This window comes from Bradyrhizobium sp. LMG 9283, from assembly GCF_045571415.1.
Lineage (GTDB): Bacteria > Pseudomonadota > Alphaproteobacteria > Rhizobiales > Xanthobacteraceae > Bradyrhizobium.
In genome coordinates this window covers 6,536,702-6,554,639 of record NZ_CP120691.1, presented here as the reverse complement: position 1 = coordinate 6,554,639, position 17,938 = coordinate 6,536,702, and the positions used below count along the sequence as shown (strand labels likewise).

Sequence of the window (17,938 nt, the reverse complement as noted above, 5' to 3'; positions counted from 1 at the left end):
AGCTATGCGCGACCGGATGAACGTCTACTTTCCACCGGAGCTTCTGAAACAGATCTCCGACCTCGCCGATCGCAAGAAGCTTTCCCGGTCCGCGATCGTGGAAGCGGCGGTCGCTTCGTTTCTTTCACCGGACGGAGCCGACAGGCGAGAGGCAGCGTTCGCCCGTCGCCTCGATCGGCTGTCGCGTCAGATGCAGCGGCTGGAACGCGACGTGGGCTTGACGGCCGAAACCTTGGCCCTCTTCATTCGCTTTTGGCTGACGATCACGCCACCGTTGCCCAATGACGCGCAGGCGGCCGCGCAGGTAAAGGGCAGGGAGCGCTTTGAAGGATTCGTTGAGGCACTCGGTCGCCGTCTGCAAAAGGGACAAAGCTTTCTGCGCGAGATTCCAGAAGACATCCGCCGTCAGGAATCGGGAGACGAAATCTAGTGGCGGTCCAGGGTCTCTTTGATTCCCATGTCAAAGCCGAAGTCGACCGGCCGCTCGTGGCCCTTAGCCGAACGGCGCTGATCCCGTTGTAAGGTCGGCTATCAAGAGCAAGGCGGACGCGGCAGGAGGCTTGCGCCGACCGCCGCTTGTGTGAAGGGTTTCGGATGCCGGCCGCATGAGGGACGGCGCCGCGTATTCGGCGGTCGGCGTCCGAAAGCCTCCAAGGGAGGAAACCGCGCTTGAGGGAACGTAAGGCGTTGCGGCGGGCGCTATGGGGATTTGAGCGCCGCGGGCGAGCTGGCTGATTTGGATGGAGCCGTTGCAACGAGTTGTGCGACGGTGAAGCGGCTGACGAATGCGCGACGAATGGCATCGAACTCGACAGGTCGCCCGAGGATTTGCGTCGGCAGGCGGATGTCTGAGCGCGCTCCGCCGTGGCCGGTCGAGAGGCGGCGAGCGCGATGAGCTGATTTGCAGGATTGAGACGCGGTCATGAGGTGTCGATCCTGGTGCGGTTCGTTGGAGCTGTCGCCCGATGCCGCGGCGTTGCACCGCGCGCGAACACCTCGATGATGATCATGCGGCCGCCGCAGCATGGACAAGTCGGCTTGCTTTGATCGACGGCGGCAGGCTTGCCTTCAGGTCTTGCAACGGCGAGCAGCTGCCGCGCGCGGGCGATGTTGTCGGCGCAGGAGGTTTTGGCGAACAGGCCGTAGTGGCGGATGCGATGCAAGCCGCGTGGCAGCACGTGGATGAGGAAGCGGCGGATGAACTCGAAGGTCCCGAGCGTCATCTGCTTGTAGCGATCGCGGCCCTCGATGCGGTAGTCCTTCCACCTGAAGGTGACGCCACGCTGGTCGCAGGCAATCAGGCGGCTGTTGGCGATGGCAACACGGTGGGTGTAGCGCGACAGATAGGCCAGCACGGCCTCGGGCCCGCCGAACGGACGCTTGGCGTAGACGACCCACTCGGCTTTGCGCAGCGGCGCCAGGAAGGCTGCGAAGGATTGCACCTCGGCGAGATGAGCGTCATCGCCAAAGAAGGTCAGGCGGCCCGCTTGATGGGCGGCGACGAGCTTCTCCAGGAACAGCCGCCGGAACAGGCGGGAGAGCACGCGCACGGGGAGGAAGAAGCCCGGCCGGCAGGACACCCAGTGCTGGCCGTCGGGCGAGATGCCACCGCCCGGCACGATCATGTGCACGTGGGGATGATGGGTCAGCGCCGAGCCCCAGGTGTGCAGCACCGAGGTGATGCCGATCCTGGCGCCCAGATGCTTGGGGTCGGCGGCGATCGTCAGCATGGTCTCGGCCGAGACCTTGAACAGCAGGTCGTAGAGGACGGCCTTGTTCTGGTAGGCGATGTCGGCGATCGCTCCTGGGAGCGTGAACACCACATGATAGTACGGCACGGGCAACAGCTCGGCCTCGCGGTCGGCAAGCCAGTCCTTCGCGGCGGCGCCCTGGCACTTCGGGCAGTGCCGGTTGCGGCAGGAGTTGTAGGCGATGGTCGTATAGGCGCAGTCCTCACAGCGCGCGACATGGCCGCCGAGGGCTGCCGTGCGGCAGCGCTCGATCGCCGACATCACCTTGAGCTGGTGGAGGCTGACATGGCCGGCATGGGCCTTGCGCCATGCCGGGCCATGGTCGTGGAAGATATCCGCAACCTCCAAAGCCGGGCGCGACACCGCTTTGGCGTCAGCCGGGCGGCCGGATCTCCTTGAGCTTGAGCGCGATGTGCTCCAGCGGGCTCATGACCTCGCTGATCGTCTTGGTAGCGACGCGGGTATACAGCGCCGTGGTGTCGAGCTTGGCATGACCGAGCAGCACCTGGATCACGCGGACATCGATGTTCTGCTCCAAGAGGTGGGTGGCGAAGCTATGCCGCAAGGTGTGCAGCGAGACGCGCTTGTTAATCTCCGCCATTTGCGCAGCGGCATGACAGGCGCGGTTGAGCTGGCGCGTGGTCATCGGCTGGGCCGGATCGCGGCCCGGGAACAGCCAGCCCTGGGGGCGCGCCGCCTTCCACCAGGTCCGCAGCAGGTCGAGCAGGTATGGGGAGAGCATGACGTTACGATCCTTGCCGCCCTTGCCCTGTTCGATGCGGATGATCATGCGCTGGCTGTCGATGTCGGAGACCTTGAGCGAGACCACCTCGGTGGCGCGCAGGCCGGCGCCGTAGGCCACGCTCAAGGCCGCCTTGTACTTCAGCCCCGGCGCAGCATCGAGCAGTCGCGCCACCTCCTCGACGCTGAGCACCACCGGCAGCTTGCGCGGCTCGTGAATGACATGGGTATGCTCGACGATCTCGTGGCGCTTGAGTGTGACCCGAAAGAAGAACCGCAGCGTCGAGACGGTCTGGTTGATGGTCGGCACGCCAACGCCGCTTGCCGTCAGATGTAGCTGATAGCGGCGCACGTCCTCGAAGGTCGCCGTATCCGGTGATCGCCCGAGAAACGCGGCGAAGTTCTTGATTCTTTGCACGTAGTCATGTTGGGTCTTCGGCGCGAGCTTGCGGATTGTCATGTCTTCGATCATGCGCCGGCGCAACGGGCTCATTGCCTCGTCGGTCATGGGGATGCTCCTGTCTTGGGTGAAGGTTGCGAACCCCTCATCTCAAGACAGGACGCCCCGTCGCGCTATCGTCTTGGCTGTGTCGCCAGCCCCGGGGCCCTACCGCGCGAGCGGTTTAGTCCTCTGACCTCAAGCGGAGTTTGCGGCGCAGGCCAGAGAGCCGCTACCTGCTGAGGGGGTGAGAAGTAGGTAACTCGGTTATTTGGAGACGCGACCAAAAAGGCGCACGCTTCCCGCCATGGACGAACTCCTAGAACGCGCAAGACGCGCGATTGCAGACAGCCAAACACTCCAGCGCGAGCGCCAACTTCTCGCCGAAGAGCAACGATTTGAGCGATCGGAACTCCGGCGCGCTGTTCTCGAAAGTGCCATGGGGCGGGCTGAGGCTCTTCGCGACAACAGCCAGGCCTGATTGCCAGCTGGCTGTGGAACCAAATTAATCTGTGTTAGTTTTCCCCGATCACCGGCTGAGGCGCTGCCCGTAGGCGTCGGTGGCTGAGAGATGTTCGCGCTCCCGCCTGCTGCTGAAGGGGAGCCGAGCTGTATTGGGCACGCTCAAGATCACGACCTACTACGTCGAACGTCGACAACTCATCGCCTCTTTCGAAGCAGAGATGATCGCACGATCGCGCGAGCGGTTAGCCCGTTCGGAAGCGATGTTGCGCGAGCCCATTCCGTCGTTGTTTCTCGGCGGGCGTCCCTTCGTCCCTTGGCCAAGATCAGAGAGCTCAGCCCTGAGGGAGGGTCGAGCCTTTCTCAATTAGCTGTGCAGTAGGCTGCCCCGTTTAAGCTTGGGAATATGCGTGCACTTTGGTACATCATTACTGCTGCGCTGAAGCGGCGGAGGATTTCGCCGTGCAAAACCCAGTCCTGCTGATTCTCGTTGTCTAGGCCGAAGTCGCTATCCAAGAAGCGGTACACGAAGCCCTTTCCGGCGGTGGGTTCGCTGCCGAAATCCTCTCATCGGGCGAAGAGGCAGTTGCTCTCCTCCAATGCCATAAAGGCAAGTATCGCGCGCTTGTGACCGAAACCCACTTGCGGGGCAGGCTCAGTGGGTGGGAGGTCGCTCGGCGCGCCAGAGAACTCTTGCCCGAACTTCCTGTGGTCTACACGACCGGTCAGCGGGCCACGAATGGCCCTCGCAGGGGGTGCCGAACAGCTTGCTTTTGCAGAAGCCCTTCGCCCCTGCACAGGTCATTACCGCTGTGTCTCAGTTGCTCAACCAGACGCCGGCACCTACGTGAACAGCCGAAGGCTGGCGGCTCTCAGTAGACTCGGCCTGAGAGGAGTGAAGGCGACTGAACTTCACCCTCTGCCCATGACTGGCCTAGCGCAAGGCGCCGCGACGGCCGCTTCGGGGAGGTAAGGCGAACAAGGTCATGCTACGTACCAACGGCAGCCGTTGACGCTTACAGACGTTTGCGCTCTCAGCTTGGACGGCCCTTTGGAACGTCTGAGGGTCCTGGCGGTTGGTCGCGACACTCTTGCCGCGGAAAGTTCAAAGTGTGCGATCCCACAACCGACGAGAACCGGACTCCGCTCAAACTGTTTGCCTTCAGCCCTCACGATCTCTGTTGAGAGCCGCCAGGGCATGGATGGCCCGTCAGAATGACATCCCGAGCCTGCCCGAAGCGATGACGCGCTTAGTGCATCTGGGTCTTGCGTCGGACGCTCATCATGATCAGCAGCAACGGCGGGCCAGGAAAATGGCGGGCGACACAATTGATGGCATCGGCGATGCATCTGCAACAGTCGATGATCGGGAAGATCGCAAGCGCGATTTGCTCGACGGACCCGAAGAGTTCCAGCGGCTGCGCGTAGACAGGATCAAAGGCAGTAAGGCGATCCCAGATTAAGTCGACAGCAACCAAATTTACGTCCGGATCAGCCGGTGACAAGGAGGAAGGCTATGAGACCGCATTCTCAATCGCATGTCGCGGATGAAGCGAATAAAGTATTCAAACCGCCCCGGAAGGAAGCGACCGAGTACGAGAAGGCGGAACAGAGCTTCCGAGCAAATCGAGAGCGACTGAAGGCTGAGCGCTTAGGAAGAGAGGCGGAGGCCCAAACCCAGACCAGTAGGCTGTCTTAGATCGCAATTACTTCGACATCCGCGATGGCGAGTTGGAGTTCATTGGTCAAGGGAGCCGAGATAGAAGCGGCGCTCTCGCTTGCCGACATTGCGGTGAGCTTGACCCTTCGCCGACAGCAGGGTGTGACCGTCGGAGTCCACGACGCAAGCGGCCCAGTTCTGAGCGGGACCTTCATTTACGAAGGAGTTCGCCCGATCAGTTGAGCAGCGGCAGAGATACTGAGATAGCCAGCCAGATCAAAGCATTGAAAGCATGACAATTCCATCTTCGAGCTCTCCCGACGCCAGGCGTGCCCGTGCCATGCGCTCGAACTCCGTCCGGTGCTTCTGCAGATAGCTGAACGCTTGCTTCTGCGTGTTGAATGTCGTGGCAAGTCGACACATGTGCCGATTTGGGCCCGACGCGAGAAAGAAAGTGATGGTTCCGTGGTTTGGCTTGAGTCTAAGCACGATCTGCTCTCTCCGGCATGTGATCGGCCCTTTCAAGTTCGGCGGTAGCGCTGAAGGCGACTACCGCGCCCGCTTCTTGGGCGTCGACGCCGGCAAAGCTATCCGAGCGGCTTCATCCGCCGCTTCCTTGGCCTCGCGCACCTCGCGCAGCCGCGCCATGTTGCTGCGGATCTGAACAGCCTGCCTCTCGACCTCTGCCAATGCGCGCGCGCCCTCTTCAGCCGCCAAACGCTTGCGGTCGGAACGTGCGATGCTCTCCGGGGACGGCTCTGCCGATTTCCTGGCGCTCATTGCTCGCAGGCCTCCGCCACGGACAAAACCCGCTCAATCCGAAGATCGAGCGGGCAGGGGGACCGTTTCAGTACATCCGTGAAACGGCGCCACGATATCAAGCCAGCGAGAGATTCTCCGCGCTGACTTTGCCTCGCATCTTGTCGGTCTTGATCTCGAAATTGACCGTTTGACCCTCTCCGAGACCTGCAAGACCAGCGCGTTCGACAGCGCTGATGTGAACGAACACATCGTTGCCGCCGTCGTTCGGCTGAATGAAACCGAAGCCTTTTTGGCCATTGAACCACTTAACAGTGCCTGTCGTCATTTTCTTCTCCAAAGCGCGCAAGCGCGTGCCGCGCGACAATCACGCGGTTACCTTCAACTTCGTCGATGTCTTTGGAAAAGGAGCCCGCAGGCGCATTCAACAAGGCACAGCGGCAAATCGAACAAGCTCAATGTATATCACATTCGCGAATTTGCAAGGACGCAAGTCAATTTGTTTATGCGAGAGGCAACCTGGTGTTGCGATCGAGCCGCTCCCGCGCCTCCGACTGCAAGCAAGGCGTTATCGATTGACAGGGCTGCGCGGGAGTGGTCACGTCGATCTCACCAAGCTGCATTGCTGTGACGAGCCGAGCGGCTTATCGGAGCCGCGACAAGCGTCGCCGCCAGTTTCCTCAGAAGTCCAATGAAGCTCCTGCGCAATCGGCTGCCAGCAGGACTTGTCGCATTCGCAGCCCGCAGCGAGGAGGATCAATTTGCAGGTATTAGTAAGAGACAACAATGTCGAGCAGGCCCTCCGTGTTCTCAAGAAGAAGATGCAGCGCGAGGGCGTCTTCCGCGAAATGAAGCAGCGGCGTTCCTATGAAAAGCCGTCCGAGAGAAAGACCCGCGAGAAGTCCGAAGCCATTCGCCGGGCCCGCAAGCTCGCCCGGAAACAGGCGATTCGAGAAGGCTTGCTGCCCGCGCCGCCGAAAAAGAAGCCGTTCGAGCGCAAGCCGCCCTTGCCGGAGATCAAGGCACGAGCGGAATAGAGGATGCCGTTACCGAGCATGTTGCTGTGCTCTGAAATCAATGCCGCGCAGCACGATGCCGGGCGGCGTGCCTTCGAACTCATTCGCGCGATACTTGCTCGCCGCACATGCTTCGATACGATCCCGCAGGCGGGTGAATTGGGCTTCCCGCTGCTCGGGTCTGACTTGCGGCCCGCCTTCGAGGTGGTCCATCGCAGCGGTTGAGATTGCGCACGGGATCTCTTTGGCCCCGTCGTGCATCGAGAACCGAACAATCATCCGGTCGTATTCGTGTCCGATGAAGCGGCCGCTGGTTAGTGTCATGGGGTACTCCGTTAGTCTGATCACGTGTCGGCATGATCGGGCGTTCAAATCACCGACCGTGACGGGGCCGTCACTCCCACCTGAATGTCACGGGTCACCAAGCAGGCCGCGCTCGTTCTCCTCAGTCCTCCCCCGATAACCGGACGAAATCGTCGAACAGTGCTGCCACTAGTGCGCGGTGGCGCGTGTCCTCGGCGGGCAGGCTCGCGGCATAGAGGTTAAGCAGATACCGCGCTTTGGCTGCGGCTTCGGGCCATGACGCGGCTGCCACTGTCAGCAGGCGGTTCTCCAGGTTGGCCTCGCGCTCACGCAGCTCGCGCATATTGCTCTCAACGTCGGCCAGCGCTCGGCGCAAATCGGTCGCCTTCTGCGCAGCCATGCCGCGATGCTTGTCGAGATCGACAGTGTGGTCAGTCACTGGTGACACCCATATCCCTGTTGAGCCATGCGCGCTGACTGATCCCTGCCTGGACGACCATGCTCCTATGGTCCGACAATAGCCAGCACTATCCTCATCCGGCGGTAAACGACGTGGTCACGGCGCGACCGTCGCCACCGCCGCATTTAGCGCTCGCTAAAGGCTCAGCGGGGGCGTAGGGTCGCTGCCATCACCGCACTTCTCAACGGCTTCGACCGGTGACTGAGGGTCACGTGTGCTCCCGCCGAGGGCCTCGCAGGAGCATTCGATGCAGCGTTTTCGTCTTTCGGAATGGATCGTGCCGCCGGTGATCGTTCCCTTGTTTCTTCTACTTCTCGTCTGCGGAGCCGCCATCCTCAATGGCTAGGGCAACACGCGTGCCGTATCTGGTCAGCGGGACCAACGAATACGGCAGCTCCAATCTCGGCCGCGGCACTGCATCAGTCGCGCTGCGCCTCGCACGGAAACTGCTGCGCGAGGGCTACATGGACGTCAGGGTCTGCACTCCGCGGGGCCGCGTGCTGCAGTCTGATGAACTCGACGAACTCAAACCACCAAAGGAGAGCGACATGGCGAAGGGACAGCAACGCGGCAATCGCGAAGCCAAGAAACCGAAAAAGGAAAAGGTCAAAGTGATCGCCGCGGCGCCGAGCCGCAAGGAAGCGGCTTGGCAGCCTGATTTCGGGCCTGCAAAGAAAAAGTAGATAGAGCCGAGCAGACAAATCCTATCGCGCTAGTCATGCGAGCGGATCACGGAACTCATTGCCCACGCGTCCTTCATTGGCTCCGATGGCAGGTCAACCGTTAGGCGACAGTGTGTTTTTGGGCTTCTATCGGCTCGGCTACCGTCCGCATTCAGAAAATAGGAACGGCTCGTCGAGGACTCGCGTTGGCCCTGCCATTGGTACTCTGCCCAGGAAAACTAAATGCAGAGGCAGCGCTGTATTGTATTGGGGGCTTTGTTCTCGATCGCTCTGATCGCGGGGATCTGCACTGTGGCTCTGCCGAAAGCTTGGTTTGAGCATGGAGGCGTGCCGCACTCCGATCCATCTATGCTGCTGGTGTCTGAGAACAGCCCATACATGCGGAACGAGCGCTAGGTACTCCAGATCCTCCTCGCCCACGCACTCTCTGTGTGTGCCGCCGTTTCCCCGGTCATCAAACCTAAGCGTACGGCGGCACGTTCACGAGGGTCCCTATCAGGCGGAGGAGGGCCTGATGCTCCGGTCCTTTCGGCTCGCTGCGCAAAAAATCGCCGAGTTCGATGTGTGTCAGTCGGCCGCCAGAAGGCGCATTTGGCTGATGAATGACGAACGCATGGCCATTGGCGGGCTCGCGCCCGAGAAACCAGGCATCGCCGTTGGTACTTCGATAGAGCTCACGTCGTTCGCTCATCTGAGGCTCCCTGTAGGGGCTCGTTTATAGTCATTCGGCCTTCCCGAACCGTTTTCGTTGTTGCCGATGGCGGATCACACCAGGGGATACATTTCAGCTAAGACCGATTCCTCTGCTTACCTCGCGGACTTCTCCCGGCGCGAGGCTGCCGGTTAAGGCGAGTGCCGCAGCTTCGTCGCATCCGCCGACCCGTCCACGATCGATCACTTTGGCAGTCCACCCCTCTGGGATGGCATCCAAGACCAGTTGAACGGCCTCTTCCTCCGTACCGGCCGCTAACCAAAACCGGCACTCGCCATCGTCAGTGCAGAAGATGCGCTTCCATGCATGTGAACAGGCTGACGCATGCTTGGTTGCTATCTACGCGCTTGCTCGCGCCGCAGCGCCCGCTGTCCTAAACCAACACCACAACACGTCATCAGGAACGGGGATGCCTTGAGCTATTTGAGCCATACCCCTGCAAAGAAACAGGTGACTTCCCTTGACCAAGGCTCAGCCAGACAACACCTCGGGCCTTTCGTTCGGCAGACGCATCACGAACCATTGCAAGAATGCGCTCCTTAACTCTGCGGATGTCCGTCTCTTCAGGGAGATAGACCATGTTTGATCCTACCCTCCCCAGCTGAGCTGAATTGCGAGGCTTGCTTTTTTAACATATGTTAAAGTAGGGCAGACGGCCGTGATACCGACATGCCTTACGACAAAGAGGCTTTTGCGAGTTACTTGCGACGGAAGCAGGAGCGCCACCGCGCGGCCGAAGACATGACCCGCCGGATGATCGAGCGCTCAGTAAAGCAGATTGCCCACTCCAAAGAACTGCTTTCGAAAGAAGTACCGAAGGTTTGGCACCCCGAGCGCCGGAACACCACGTATCCTCCATTTGCTCAAAGACCAGCTAACTTGGATCAAGAAATGTCGATTGCTACTGGAGGGCCATGGGCGAATTAAACCTATGATGTGGCACAACAGCTGCGACGCAGCCATTATCCGAAACATGATCGACCGACTCTTCGCACGTGCCCAACTCGCCATTGAAGAGAGCCGAAGCCTCCAGCAGTTGAGGCGCTCGCTCCACGAGCAGAACGAATACCAGCGCGGCCAGCTTCGTAGGGCCGTGCTGGAAAGCGCCTCAGGTCGGAGCGAGAGCAAGGCTTACCGCGAAAACAGAGAGTAAGGCGGCCTCATTCTGACGGCTTGGCAGCTGGTGCGGCAAAGATTGCTCAGCCTTGGTTCACGCCAACGCTGACAGATTACCCGCCGGCGCCGCAAGGCAAGTTGCACCTGTCGGTTCCTAGGCCGCGCCTGAGAGGCGATAGCTGTCCTGAAGGACCGCACTTCTACCTAGCAGCCGGCGGCTTCAACGGCAGAACCAGGCTCCGCGTTGCAAAGTGCCGGTACTGGTTTCAGCACCTCCATGGACGCTCGAACAGATGGAACCTAGCCGATCCCATCGAGCGGTTAGTCACCAATTCGCAGGTCTTTTGAAACATCTCGGCTTGTAGGGCCTTAGTTCGCATCGCCGGTCTGGGTACGTGCCACACGCGGGCGGGCGGCGGAGAGATGCGCCCTACCGCCTTTTCTTGAAGCGGAAACGTCGAATGTGTGCCAGATGTGACGCGGTCGATCTTCAGTTAGTCGATCATAATTCCGTGCTCGATCGCGCGACAGAAGTGCTCGCGCAGACGCTCCTTCGATACGACATCAGTGAACTGGCGGACGAGAAGGCGATCCTTCATTCGGAGCATCGGGTTTCAGCCCGCTATAGAATGTTAGCTCACCATTTGGAGGCTGCCTCGTCTCTCACCGAGGAATTGGGCCTCGCAAAGGCAGACGTTGATGCTGCGAGGGAGCGTTTCGGCCGTTATCTGACTTGAAGCAAGCGGCCAAAACAAAATCGAACGACCTCAGCCGCGACGTGATAACGACAGGGATGAAGACTTCCCTCATCGTCGCACTACTCATCCTGTGGTCGTCAGTCACGGCGGCTCAGACACCCATCTCTAGGTCAAAGCCGGATGACGAGTCCGTGCGGGACCAGATCAAGGCGGCCCGCGCGAGGGACAAAGCCGAAGAGAGGGCCGATCAATCCAAGAGGCCTTGGGATCGCGACAGTGCGGGAAAGCGTCCCTGGGATGCACCGGTGTCGTCGGATAACCCTCACGAGCTGAGTTCGGCATCGTTGCATGGGTCGCGGGATCGTGCCCGCTCGGGCGTGCCAAGACACTCGCCGATCCTGAAGCGGAACGATAACTCGGTGCGAAGAGCCCTCGTCCCGCCCAAGCTCTTACGAGCGGACCTGAACAATCGTCTTGCCTTGGCGCCGCTGGGCCGAGTTGAAGGTGGCGACCGCGTCCTCGAGGGAAGAAACCTTTCCGATGTTTGTCTGCCGGTCGGCCGCGCGTCCTGTTCCTATGACATAGGCGCCAGCCTCTCGTGCGAGTTGAACGACCATAGAACCGACCGCGCCGGCCGCACCATGGGCAAGCACGCTCTGGCCTGCCTGAAGACGGCCGTGCTGGAAAAGCCCCTGCCACGCGGTCAAGCCCGAGATCGGCAAACTCGCGCCGACCTTAAAATCGACATCACCCGGCAATGGCGCCAGATTGCGCGCCTCGATCGCAATGTATTCGGCGAGCGTGCCATCGCGATACCAGTCGGCAAGGCCGAACACGCGCTGTCCCACCGACAGTCCCGTCGTGCCGTAGCCAAGCGCGGTGACGATGCCGGCGAACTCGTGCCCAGGGATCGACGGAGTTCTGTCCTGCTCGCGACGATCGGTCCACGTCGAGGGCCACTCCAACTCCGTCGGAACGAATCCCGATGCATGAACCTCTACGATAACGTCGTTGATCGCTGGTTGAGGTTCGGGCCGTTCCAACAGCTTCATCCCGACCAATCCGGCAGCCTGGTCCGTCACAGTAATCGCTTTCATCTTCGACTCCCTTATGTGTGTGGTGTTTTTCAGTTTCCGAACTTCCCGATCTGCCAACCGAGAGGACCGTGCTCAGATCGAGCCGGCCGGTGCCACCGTGGGGAAGTCCTTGTCGGGGTTGAACACGTTGTTGAAGAAGTTCGTCAGCGAATACATGGCCACAAGCGCGACGATCTCCATGATGTTCGCATCGGTGTAGCCCGCATCGCGGACGGCTTGCAGATCGCCGTCCGTGACGTGGCCACGGCTCTCGATGATCTTGCGTGCAAACCAGACGGCGGCATCCCGCTTCGGGTCCTTGGAATGACCCTTTCGGGCGAGAACAATGTCCTCGGCCGACAGCTTGGCCATATGCTCCGCCGTGAAGCTGTGCACCGTCAGGCAATAGTTGCAGCCGTTCACTTCGGAGACCGCAAGGCCGATGCTGTCGCGCGTCTTGACGTCGAGCGTCTTGCTCAACGAGCCGAGCAGCGCGGCCCATGCGTTGAACGCGATCGGACTTTGCGCGAAGGTCGCCATCATGTTTGGCGTGAACCCGATGTGCTTGGTGAAGATATCGAGGGTCGGTTTCGAAGCAGCCGGCACGTGTTCCGGCTTCAGAGCGGCAGCTCTTGCCATGATATTCTCCTTGGATGATTGAGTTCGGGGTTGGTCAGGCGAAGTGCAGCACGTCGGCCACGGGCAGGCGGGGCTTCTGCGGCCAGTTGCCAGGCCGCTCCGGCCCGACGGTCAGGAGCATGACAGGGATCTCGTGCTCGGCCAGGCCGAACTCTCGGTGCACCGCCTCTGCATCGAAACCGATCATCGGCGTCGAACCGAGGCCTAGCGAGCGGGCCGCATAGACAATAGCTGCGGCGCCGAAGGTCGCGGAGCGCACGGCCTCGTCGCGCTGGCGCTGCGGATGATCGTCGTAAAGACCGCGAGCAGGTCCTTCCCATTCCGGCACCATATGTGCCGGCATGATTCCGGCTTCCACGACCGGCGCGAGGCGCGCAGGAACGGTGCTGGCATCGGCCAACTGGCCCACGATGATGAAGGTCACTGCTGCTTCGGTGATTGCGGGCTGATTCCAGGCGATCGGAAGCAGCCGCGCCTTCGCTTCGCTTGATCGCACGGCGATGAAGCGCCAGTTCTGCAGATGGAAGGATGTCGGCGCTGAAGTACCGATCCGTACCAGGTCACGGATCTGATCGTCGCTTAACGTGGCGGTCGAGTCATAGTACTTCGCAGCACTGCGGCTCAGAATGTTTTCGATGACGGCATTTGTCGGAAGCTTCCCCGCGAGCCAGCGGGAGGTTTCGCGATGGGCAGCGGTTGTAGCGGTGTTGTTCATTGGGTGCTCCGTTATCAAGTGATGACAGAGCCCAACTTACCGACGGGAATGAGCATTTCGAGCCTCAATCTGCCCAATTTGATGCTCAAAAGGATCAATCTGACGACGCCCCAGCCTCATCGCCATTGTGCGCCAGTCGACGCCATTCCCCTGGCGTCATCCCCATCCTCTCCGCAAACACACGCCGGAATGCCGAAACCGATTGGTAGCCGACCGCTTCGGCCACAGCTTCCGTGCTGATCGCCGGCTTCTTGAGCTCGTTGGCGGCCATGCTCATGCGAAGATCGCTCAACAGATCGAGGGCGGAGCGGCCTAACTTGTCCTGAAATTGGCGCATGAATGTAGCGCGTGACATGCCGCACAAATCGGCCAGTTCGGGAAGTTTCCAAGGTCGCGTCGGATCAGCGAACAGCGCCGCAATGGCCGGTGCCAATCTCGGATTGCCAGCAAGGGCCAACAAGCCCTTGGTCGATTTGCCGGCTTCGCTTGCGGCGCGGAGAACCAGAGTGAACAAGACCGAAGAAAGCGCGTTCAAAATGGCGCGACCTCCCGCTCTGTCACCAGAGGACTCCATTCGCATCAGGCTGACCAGTCCGGAAAGTTGACTCGATGCCGACGCGATGTCCTCTTCTCCGCGGTTTTTCAGAGCCCGCACGACCAGATTTGCTGGCAGGTAGTTGCGGATTAATCGATCGTGGGGTGGCACGACGAAAAACCGTCCGCACAGCAGATCGAGTTGCTCACCCGGCTCATCGTTCTCGCTCAACATCCATCCTGCGGAGCCCCAGCTTTGGTGCGTGCTGACTGGCGTCTTGCCGCTGCCGTCGTGCAGAACATGCGCTGAACCGTGAGGGAGCAGCACTATATCCCCGCTCCCAAGCTCCTGCACTGTTCTCGAACCAGGGTCCTCGAAAATGGCCCGGCCCTTGACGATGACATGGTAGGGGATCTCGTTCGCCGCTGCCCTGGGCCAGATGACACGCCATGGTGCGCCGTAGGCGCAGCGGACCTCGAGTTGGCCGGTCACGGCGACGATTTGCAGGAGATGACTCAACCAATCGACTTGAGACACATAAGACCTCGAAAACGTGGGTCGCCGGCGCAGCATATCAATTTAGCGACGCGTTGGCCCAAAGGCTTTGCGTTCCGTCCTCATTGATTGCAGCGACGAATGCCGGCATGCTCATTGCTGATTGCCTCTATACGGCAGTGAGTTCAGTCATCGTCAATACCCACTTTGGACATGGGTGCTCAGGACGCCGCACGAGGTCCGCCGGCGCGAACTCTAACTTTGAGCGGCCTCTATCTGGTCGACTGCGGCGCCCCCGTCTTGCCGGATGGGCGATGCCGGTCATCGTTCTTTACGGGCGCGTCACTAGCAACGGCCGCGGTAGCCATCATCGAAATCCTGAGAGGAGGGAAGGCGTCGGCTTGCGCCCCCCAGCGCGCATGCACCAATCTCCGGTTGATTGTCCCTTTGCGGGGGTAGAGCGGAGCTGATGAATTTGTCGATTCGCGCCCGAGCAAAAATCACATCGGCCTTCCTTTTTCTACGCCAGCCTACCATGGCAACAATTTAGCCAAGCGCACAAAAGGCTGGCCGCGCTATCGGCTCGCACGAGCTGACAGCAAGAGGGGCCTGCATGCAAATTTCAAAAGGATGGCGTGGAATTGCGCGCGTTTTTCTCCCTTTTGCTGCTGGATACTATCTTTCGTATCTGTTTCGAACGATCAACGCTTTGATCGCCAGTCATCTCAGCTCGGATACCAGGCTTGGGAGTGCCGACCTCGGGTTGCTCACGTCAGTCTATTTCCTTGTTTTCGCGGCGGCTCAGATCCCCGTCGGCATCTTGTTGGACCGATTTGGTCCGCGTCGCGTCCAGAGTGTTCTGCTCTTGCTCGCCGCAGCGGGCGCCGGACTGTTTGCAGTATCGACCGGATTCCTGTCACTCTTGCTCGCACGCGCAATGATCGGGCTTGGCGTGGCGGCGGCACTGACAGCAGGTCTGAAGTCCATCATCCTTTGGTTCCCCAGGGAACGTGTTGCCTTGCTTAACGGCTACATGATCATGCTGGGCTCGCTAGGAGCGGTGACTGCTACGGCTCCCGTCGAATACCTACTCGCTTGGATGGGGTGGCGGCAGCTTTTTGAGATCTTGGCGGTCGCCACCGGTGCGACGGCCATTCTCATTTATGTCGTGGTGCCCGAACGAGGCGCCGTCCCATCAACCGCGCGCGCCACCCTTGGCTCCGTTTTCGGCGACCGACGCTTCTGGCGCATTGCCCCGTTGTCGGCGACTTGCGTTGGATCAGCTTGGTCCCTGCAGGGATTGTGGGCATCGCCGTGGCTGACAGACGTAGAGGGGCTCGACCGCGCAAGTCTCGTCCGACAGCTTTTCATAATGTCGATCGTCTTGAGCGGCGGTGCCTGGCTGTTCGGTATGGCGGTCCATTGCATCAAACGAAGGGGAATCGGGGCGGAGACGATTTTAGCGACGAGTGCAGTGCTGTTTATGGGCGCCGAGTTGGCCTTGATCTTGCGAGCGTCTCTGCCGTCCATCTTGCCATGGTCCGTTGTCGCAATTGTCGGAACGGCAACCGTGGTCAGCTTTGCGGTGATAGCGGATTACTTTCCGCCGGAGCTTGCTGGTCGTGCCAATGGCGCTTTGAACGTCTTGCACTTTGGTTGGGCATTTCTGGCACAATACGCGACAGGCCTGATCCTGGAGCAATGGTCTGCGAATGATGGCCATAGGAGCGTCCAGGCCTATCAGGTCGCGTTCGGCGTCAACTTAGCGCTGCAGATCGCCGCTTTGGTCTGGTTCTCGCTGCCTTGGGGCCAATACCTAGCTTCACGGATAAGGCCAACTCCGTTTTTTGTGCCGGCTAATGTCTTCGATGTTGTCGAGTCAGTGAGCTCGTATGAGAATTCGGTGGTACTCATACCCGCGGATGATGATGCCGAGTGGTGAGCAGTAACTCGCAGCGAACCGATACGATTGACTAGGCCTCCGAGATCAGTTCTCCGTCTTTCTTTTTCTACGCCAGCCTACGATCACCGAAAGCACTTGTTGCGCCAAGTCCGTTGGTGCCTTTTCTAATCATCCCCATCTGAGGGGCCCCCTGCGGACGCCCTCATTCGGTGGGGCGACGGTGGCAATCCATTCCATTCAATCGGAAGCGAGTTCGCGCGGTGCGCGAATGCTGCGCAGCGCGCTCGGCTCTGCGATTGTCGGCTACCTCGAAGACGAAGCGATCATCGAGGTTATGCTCAACCCAGATGGGCGACTGTGGATCGACCGGTTGTCCAATGGCCTGATCGACACAGGCGAAACTCTGTCGGCGGCGGATGGCGAGCGCATTGTTCGTCTGGTCGCGCATCACGTAGGCGCCGAGGTGCATGCCGGCGCGCCACGGGTTTCGGCCGAACTGCCCGGAACAGGCGAACGCTTCGAAGGTCTCCTGCCTCCGGTGGTTGCCGCCCCGGCCTTTGCTATCCGCAAGCCCGCCGTCGCCGTGTTTACGCTCGACGACTACGTCGCCAAGGAGATCATGACCTCGGAGCAGGCCAGGATCCTGAAGAGCGCGGTCGCTGCACGGAAGAACATCCTCGTCGCCGGCGGGACATCTACTGGCAAGACAACATTGACGAACGCGCTCCTGGCCGAGGTGGCAAAGACTGCCGATCGGGTCGTGTTGATCGAAGATACGCGCGAACTTCAGTGCAAAGCGCCCAATCTTGTAGCGCTCCGGACCAAAGATGGCGTGGCCACGCTATCGGACCTCGTTAGGTCTTCGCTGCGCCTGCGTCCTGATCGCATCCCGATCGGTGAGGTCCGAGGTGCCGAAGCACTTGACCTCCTCAAGGCCTGGGGCACCGGTCATCCCGGCGGCATCGGCACAATTCATGCGGGTAGCGCGCTCGGTGCGCTGCGCCGGCTCGAACAACTCATCCAGGAAGCCGTCGTCACGGTTCCACGTGCCCTGATCGCTGAGACCATCAACCTCGTCGCCGTCCTTGCAGGCCGCGGCGCTGACCGCCGCCTCGCTGAACTCGCCAGCGTAACAGGGCTTGGTGCCGCCGGCGACTACAACCTTTCATCAGCAGGAGACTGACATGCGTCAGCAATTTCGTTTTCTTCGAGGTGCATCGCTAGCCGTATTCGGCATGGCGCTTTTGGGAGCGGCGCCGGCATGGGCGGCTGGCTCGAACATGCCGTGGGAGCAGCCACTCAATCAGATCCTGCAGTCGGTAGAAGGTCCGGTTGCCAAGATCATCGCCGTCATCATCATCGTGGTGACCGGGCTCACGCTCGCGTTCGGGGACTCGTCAGGTGGCTTCCGCCGGCTGATCCAGATCGTTTTCGGTCTGTCGATCGCGTTTGCCGCCTCGAGCTTCTTCCTGTCGTTCTTCTCCTTCGGCGGCGGCGTGGTCATCTGATGGGTGATCAGGTCGCAGGCTTTGTCGTGCCCGTTCACCGCGCGCTCACCGAACCGATCCTGATGGGCGGCGCGCCGCGATCGGTCGCGATCGTCAACGGCACGCTTGCCGCAGCCCTGGGGCTCGGACTTCGGCTCTGGATCGCGGGTCTCGTCCTCTGGTTCATCGGCCATATGGCCGCCGTCTGGGCCGCCAAGCGCGATCCTGCCTTTGTCGATGTGGTGCGCAGGCATCTGCGCATTCCCGGCCATCTCAACGCCTGAGCTC

Annotated in this window: 21 protein-coding genes; 9 read left to right on the top strand and 12 right to left on the bottom strand. The window is 60.6% G+C overall.

From position 1 onward, the window contains the following. The first annotated feature begins 4 nt into the window (after window positions 1–4). On the top strand, window positions 5–430 hold the full coding sequence (locus P6U29_RS30845; RefSeq protein ID WP_407114120.1) for a CopG family transcriptional regulator: 426 nt from the start codon (window positions 5–7) through the stop codon (window positions 428–430). A gap of 490 nt (window positions 431–920) precedes the next feature. Here P6U29_RS30845 and P6U29_RS30840 read toward each other — a convergent pair whose 3' ends face one another. Then, window positions 921–2,114 (bottom strand): IS91 family transposase, encoded by a 1,194-nt coding sequence (locus P6U29_RS30840; protein ID WP_407112508.1) that lies wholly within the window; start codon window positions 2,112–2,114, stop codon window positions 921–923. A 10-nt stretch (window positions 2,115–2,124) separates the two neighbouring features. Next, window positions 2,125–3,000, bottom strand: a complete 876-nt coding sequence (locus P6U29_RS30835) for a tyrosine-type recombinase/integrase (RefSeq protein ID WP_407112507.1) — start codon at window positions 2,998–3,000, stop codon at window positions 2,125–2,127. 1,595 nt (window positions 3,001–4,595) lie between these two features. On the opposite strand from P6U29_RS30835, the gene P6U29_RS30830 reads away from it, so the two are divergent. Beyond that, the gene (locus tag P6U29_RS30830; RefSeq protein ID WP_407114119.1) at window positions 4,596–4,856 is read left to right on the top strand and encodes a hypothetical protein; all 261 of its coding nucleotides are present in this window, start codon (window positions 4,596–4,598) and stop codon (window positions 4,854–4,856) included. Between the two features lie 473 nt (window positions 4,857–5,329). On the opposite strand, the gene P6U29_RS30825 is transcribed toward P6U29_RS30830, so the two are convergent. The 3 genes from P6U29_RS30825 to P6U29_RS30815 form a co-directional block, all read right to left on the bottom strand. Next, window positions 5,330–5,542 carry a hypothetical protein gene (locus P6U29_RS30825; RefSeq protein ID WP_407114118.1) on the bottom strand — a complete coding sequence of 71 codons (213 nt, stop codon included), beginning with the start codon at window positions 5,540–5,542 and terminating at the stop codon, window positions 5,330–5,332. 60 nt (window positions 5,543–5,602) lie between these two features. Next, window positions 5,603–5,833 carry a transcriptional regulator gene (locus tag P6U29_RS30820; protein ID WP_407114117.1) on the bottom strand — a complete coding sequence of 77 codons (231 nt, stop codon included), beginning with the start codon at window positions 5,831–5,833 and terminating at the stop codon, window positions 5,603–5,605. Window positions 5,834–5,930: 97 nt separating this feature from the next. Next, a complete protein-coding gene (locus P6U29_RS30815; RefSeq protein ID WP_407114116.1) occupies window positions 5,931–6,140 on the bottom strand; it encodes a cold-shock protein in 210 nt (69 codons plus the stop codon). A gap of 433 nt (window positions 6,141–6,573) precedes the next feature. On the opposite strand from P6U29_RS30815, the gene rpsU reads away from it, so the two are divergent. Continuing rightward, the gene (gene rpsU, locus P6U29_RS30810; protein WP_407114115.1) at window positions 6,574–6,849 is read left to right on the top strand and encodes a 30S ribosomal protein S21; all 276 of its coding nucleotides are present in this window, start codon (window positions 6,574–6,576) and stop codon (window positions 6,847–6,849) included. A gap of 9 nt (window positions 6,850–6,858) precedes the next feature. Here rpsU and P6U29_RS30805 read toward each other — a convergent pair whose 3' ends face one another. After that, complete coding sequence (locus tag P6U29_RS30805) at window positions 6,859–7,152, bottom strand: DUF1488 domain-containing protein (RefSeq protein ID WP_407114114.1); 294 nt, start codon at window positions 7,150–7,152, stop codon at window positions 6,859–6,861. 121 nt (window positions 7,153–7,273) lie between these two features. Continuing rightward, window positions 7,274–7,570 carry a hypothetical protein gene (locus P6U29_RS30800; protein WP_407114113.1) on the bottom strand — a complete coding sequence of 99 codons (297 nt, stop codon included), beginning with the start codon at window positions 7,568–7,570 and terminating at the stop codon, window positions 7,274–7,276. A 359-nt stretch (window positions 7,571–7,929) separates the two neighbouring features. On the opposite strand from P6U29_RS30800, the gene P6U29_RS30795 reads away from it, so the two are divergent. Continuing rightward, window positions 7,930–8,274 carry a hypothetical protein gene (locus tag P6U29_RS30795; protein WP_407114112.1) on the top strand — a complete coding sequence of 115 codons (345 nt, stop codon included), beginning with the start codon at window positions 7,930–7,932 and terminating at the stop codon, window positions 8,272–8,274. Between the two features lie 460 nt (window positions 8,275–8,734). On the opposite strand, the gene P6U29_RS30790 is transcribed toward P6U29_RS30795, so the two are convergent. After that, window positions 8,735–8,965: a hypothetical protein gene (locus P6U29_RS30790; RefSeq protein WP_128933068.1), complete on the bottom strand. Its 231-nt coding sequence runs from the start codon at window positions 8,963–8,965 to the stop codon at window positions 8,735–8,737. Between the two features lie 690 nt (window positions 8,966–9,655). On the opposite strand from P6U29_RS30790, the gene P6U29_RS30785 reads away from it, so the two are divergent. After that, window positions 9,656–9,913: a hypothetical protein gene (locus P6U29_RS30785; protein WP_407114111.1), complete on the top strand. Its 258-nt coding sequence runs from the start codon at window positions 9,656–9,658 to the stop codon at window positions 9,911–9,913. Window positions 9,914–11,249: 1,336 nt separating this feature from the next. On the opposite strand, the gene P6U29_RS30780 is transcribed toward P6U29_RS30785, so the two are convergent. From P6U29_RS30780 to P6U29_RS30765, 4 genes are all read right to left on the bottom strand, one after another. Next, the gene (locus P6U29_RS30780) at window positions 11,250–11,897 is read right to left on the bottom strand and encodes an NADP-dependent oxidoreductase (protein WP_407114110.1); all 648 of its coding nucleotides are present in this window, start codon (window positions 11,895–11,897) and stop codon (window positions 11,250–11,252) included. Between the two features lie 72 nt (window positions 11,898–11,969). Beyond that, window positions 11,970–12,515: a carboxymuconolactone decarboxylase family protein gene (locus P6U29_RS30775; RefSeq protein WP_407114109.1), complete on the bottom strand. Its 546-nt coding sequence runs from the start codon at window positions 12,513–12,515 to the stop codon at window positions 11,970–11,972. Between the two features lie 34 nt (window positions 12,516–12,549). Beyond that, window positions 12,550–13,230 carry a nitroreductase family protein gene (locus tag P6U29_RS30770; RefSeq protein WP_407114108.1) on the bottom strand — a complete coding sequence of 227 codons (681 nt, stop codon included), beginning with the start codon at window positions 13,228–13,230 and terminating at the stop codon, window positions 12,550–12,552. A 94-nt stretch (window positions 13,231–13,324) separates the two neighbouring features. Continuing rightward, window positions 13,325–14,302, bottom strand: a complete 978-nt coding sequence (locus P6U29_RS30765) for an AraC family transcriptional regulator (protein WP_407114107.1) — start codon at window positions 14,300–14,302, stop codon at window positions 13,325–13,327. A 571-nt stretch (window positions 14,303–14,873) separates the two neighbouring features. Here P6U29_RS30765 and P6U29_RS30760 point away from each other — a divergent pair. The 4 genes from P6U29_RS30760 (at window position 14,874) to P6U29_RS30745 (ending at window position 17,934) form a co-directional block, all read left to right on the top strand. Continuing rightward, entirely contained in the window at window positions 14,874–16,202 is a 1,329-nt protein-coding gene (locus tag P6U29_RS30760) for a nitrate/nitrite transporter (RefSeq protein ID WP_407114106.1), read from the top strand. Between the two features lie 229 nt (window positions 16,203–16,431). Beyond that, window positions 16,432–17,346 carry a P-type conjugative transfer ATPase TrbB gene (gene trbB / locus P6U29_RS30755; RefSeq protein WP_407114105.1) on the top strand — a complete coding sequence of 305 codons (915 nt, stop codon included), beginning with the start codon at window positions 16,432–16,434 and terminating at the stop codon, window positions 17,344–17,346. 1 nt (window position 17,347) lies between these two features. Continuing rightward, window positions 17,348–17,671, top strand: a complete 324-nt coding sequence (locus tag P6U29_RS30750; protein WP_407114104.1) for a TrbC/VirB2 family protein — start codon at window positions 17,348–17,350, stop codon at window positions 17,669–17,671. Then, window positions 17,671–17,934: a VirB3 family type IV secretion system protein gene (locus P6U29_RS30745; protein ID WP_407114103.1), complete on the top strand. Its 264-nt coding sequence runs from the start codon at window positions 17,671–17,673 to the stop codon at window positions 17,932–17,934. The genes P6U29_RS30750 and P6U29_RS30745 overlap by 1 nt, the downstream gene beginning before the upstream one ends. The last annotated feature ends 4 nt before the right edge of the window (window positions 17,935–17,938 follow it).

Bases quoted from the DNA above. Each gene is read 5' to 3' on its own strand.
- P6U29_RS30790 (WP_128933068.1), bottom strand. From the start codon at position 8,965: ATGAGCGAACGACGTGAGCTCTATCGAAGTACCAACGGCGATGCCTGG.
- P6U29_RS30760 (WP_407114106.1), top strand. From the start codon at position 14,874: ATGCAAATTTCAAAAGGATGGCGTGGAATTGCGCGCGTTTTTCTCCCT.
- P6U29_RS30750 (WP_407114104.1), top strand. From the start codon at position 17,348: ATGCGTCAGCAATTTCGTTTTCTTCGAGGTGCATCGCTAGCCGTATTC.
- P6U29_RS30770 (WP_407114108.1), bottom strand. From the start codon at position 13,230: ATGAACAACACCGCTACAACCGCTGCCCATCGCGAAACCTCCCGCTGG.
- P6U29_RS30815 (WP_407114116.1), bottom strand. From the start codon at position 6,140: ATGACGACAGGCACTGTTAAGTGGTTCAATGGCCAAAAAGGCTTCGGT.
- P6U29_RS30785 (WP_407114111.1), top strand. From the start codon at position 9,656: ATGCCTTACGACAAAGAGGCTTTTGCGAGTTACTTGCGACGGAAGCAG.
- P6U29_RS30780 (WP_407114110.1), bottom strand. From the start codon at position 11,897: ATGAAAGCGATTACTGTGACGGACCAGGCTGCCGGATTGGTCGGGATG.
- P6U29_RS30820 (WP_407114117.1), bottom strand. From the start codon at position 5,833: ATGAGCGCCAGGAAATCGGCAGAGCCGTCCCCGGAGAGCATCGCACGT.
- P6U29_RS30795 (WP_407114112.1), top strand. From the start codon at position 7,930: ATGGCTAGGGCAACACGCGTGCCGTATCTGGTCAGCGGGACCAACGAA.
- P6U29_RS30805 (WP_407114114.1), bottom strand. From the start codon at position 7,152: ATGACACTAACCAGCGGCCGCTTCATCGGACACGAATACGACCGGATG.
- trbB (WP_407114105.1), top strand. From the start codon at position 16,432: ATGCTGCGCAGCGCGCTCGGCTCTGCGATTGTCGGCTACCTCGAAGAC.
- P6U29_RS30845 (WP_407114120.1), top strand. From the start codon at position 5: ATGCGCGACCGGATGAACGTCTACTTTCCACCGGAGCTTCTGAAACAG.
- P6U29_RS30830 (WP_407114119.1), top strand. From the start codon at position 4,596: ATGGCCCGTCAGAATGACATCCCGAGCCTGCCCGAAGCGATGACGCGC.
- P6U29_RS30745 (WP_407114103.1), top strand. From the start codon at position 17,671: ATGGGTGATCAGGTCGCAGGCTTTGTCGTGCCCGTTCACCGCGCGCTC.
- P6U29_RS30835 (WP_407112507.1), bottom strand. From the start codon at position 3,000: ATGACCGACGAGGCAATGAGCCCGTTGCGCCGGCGCATGATCGAAGAC.
- P6U29_RS30775 (WP_407114109.1), bottom strand. From the start codon at position 12,515: ATGGCAAGAGCTGCCGCTCTGAAGCCGGAACACGTGCCGGCTGCTTCG.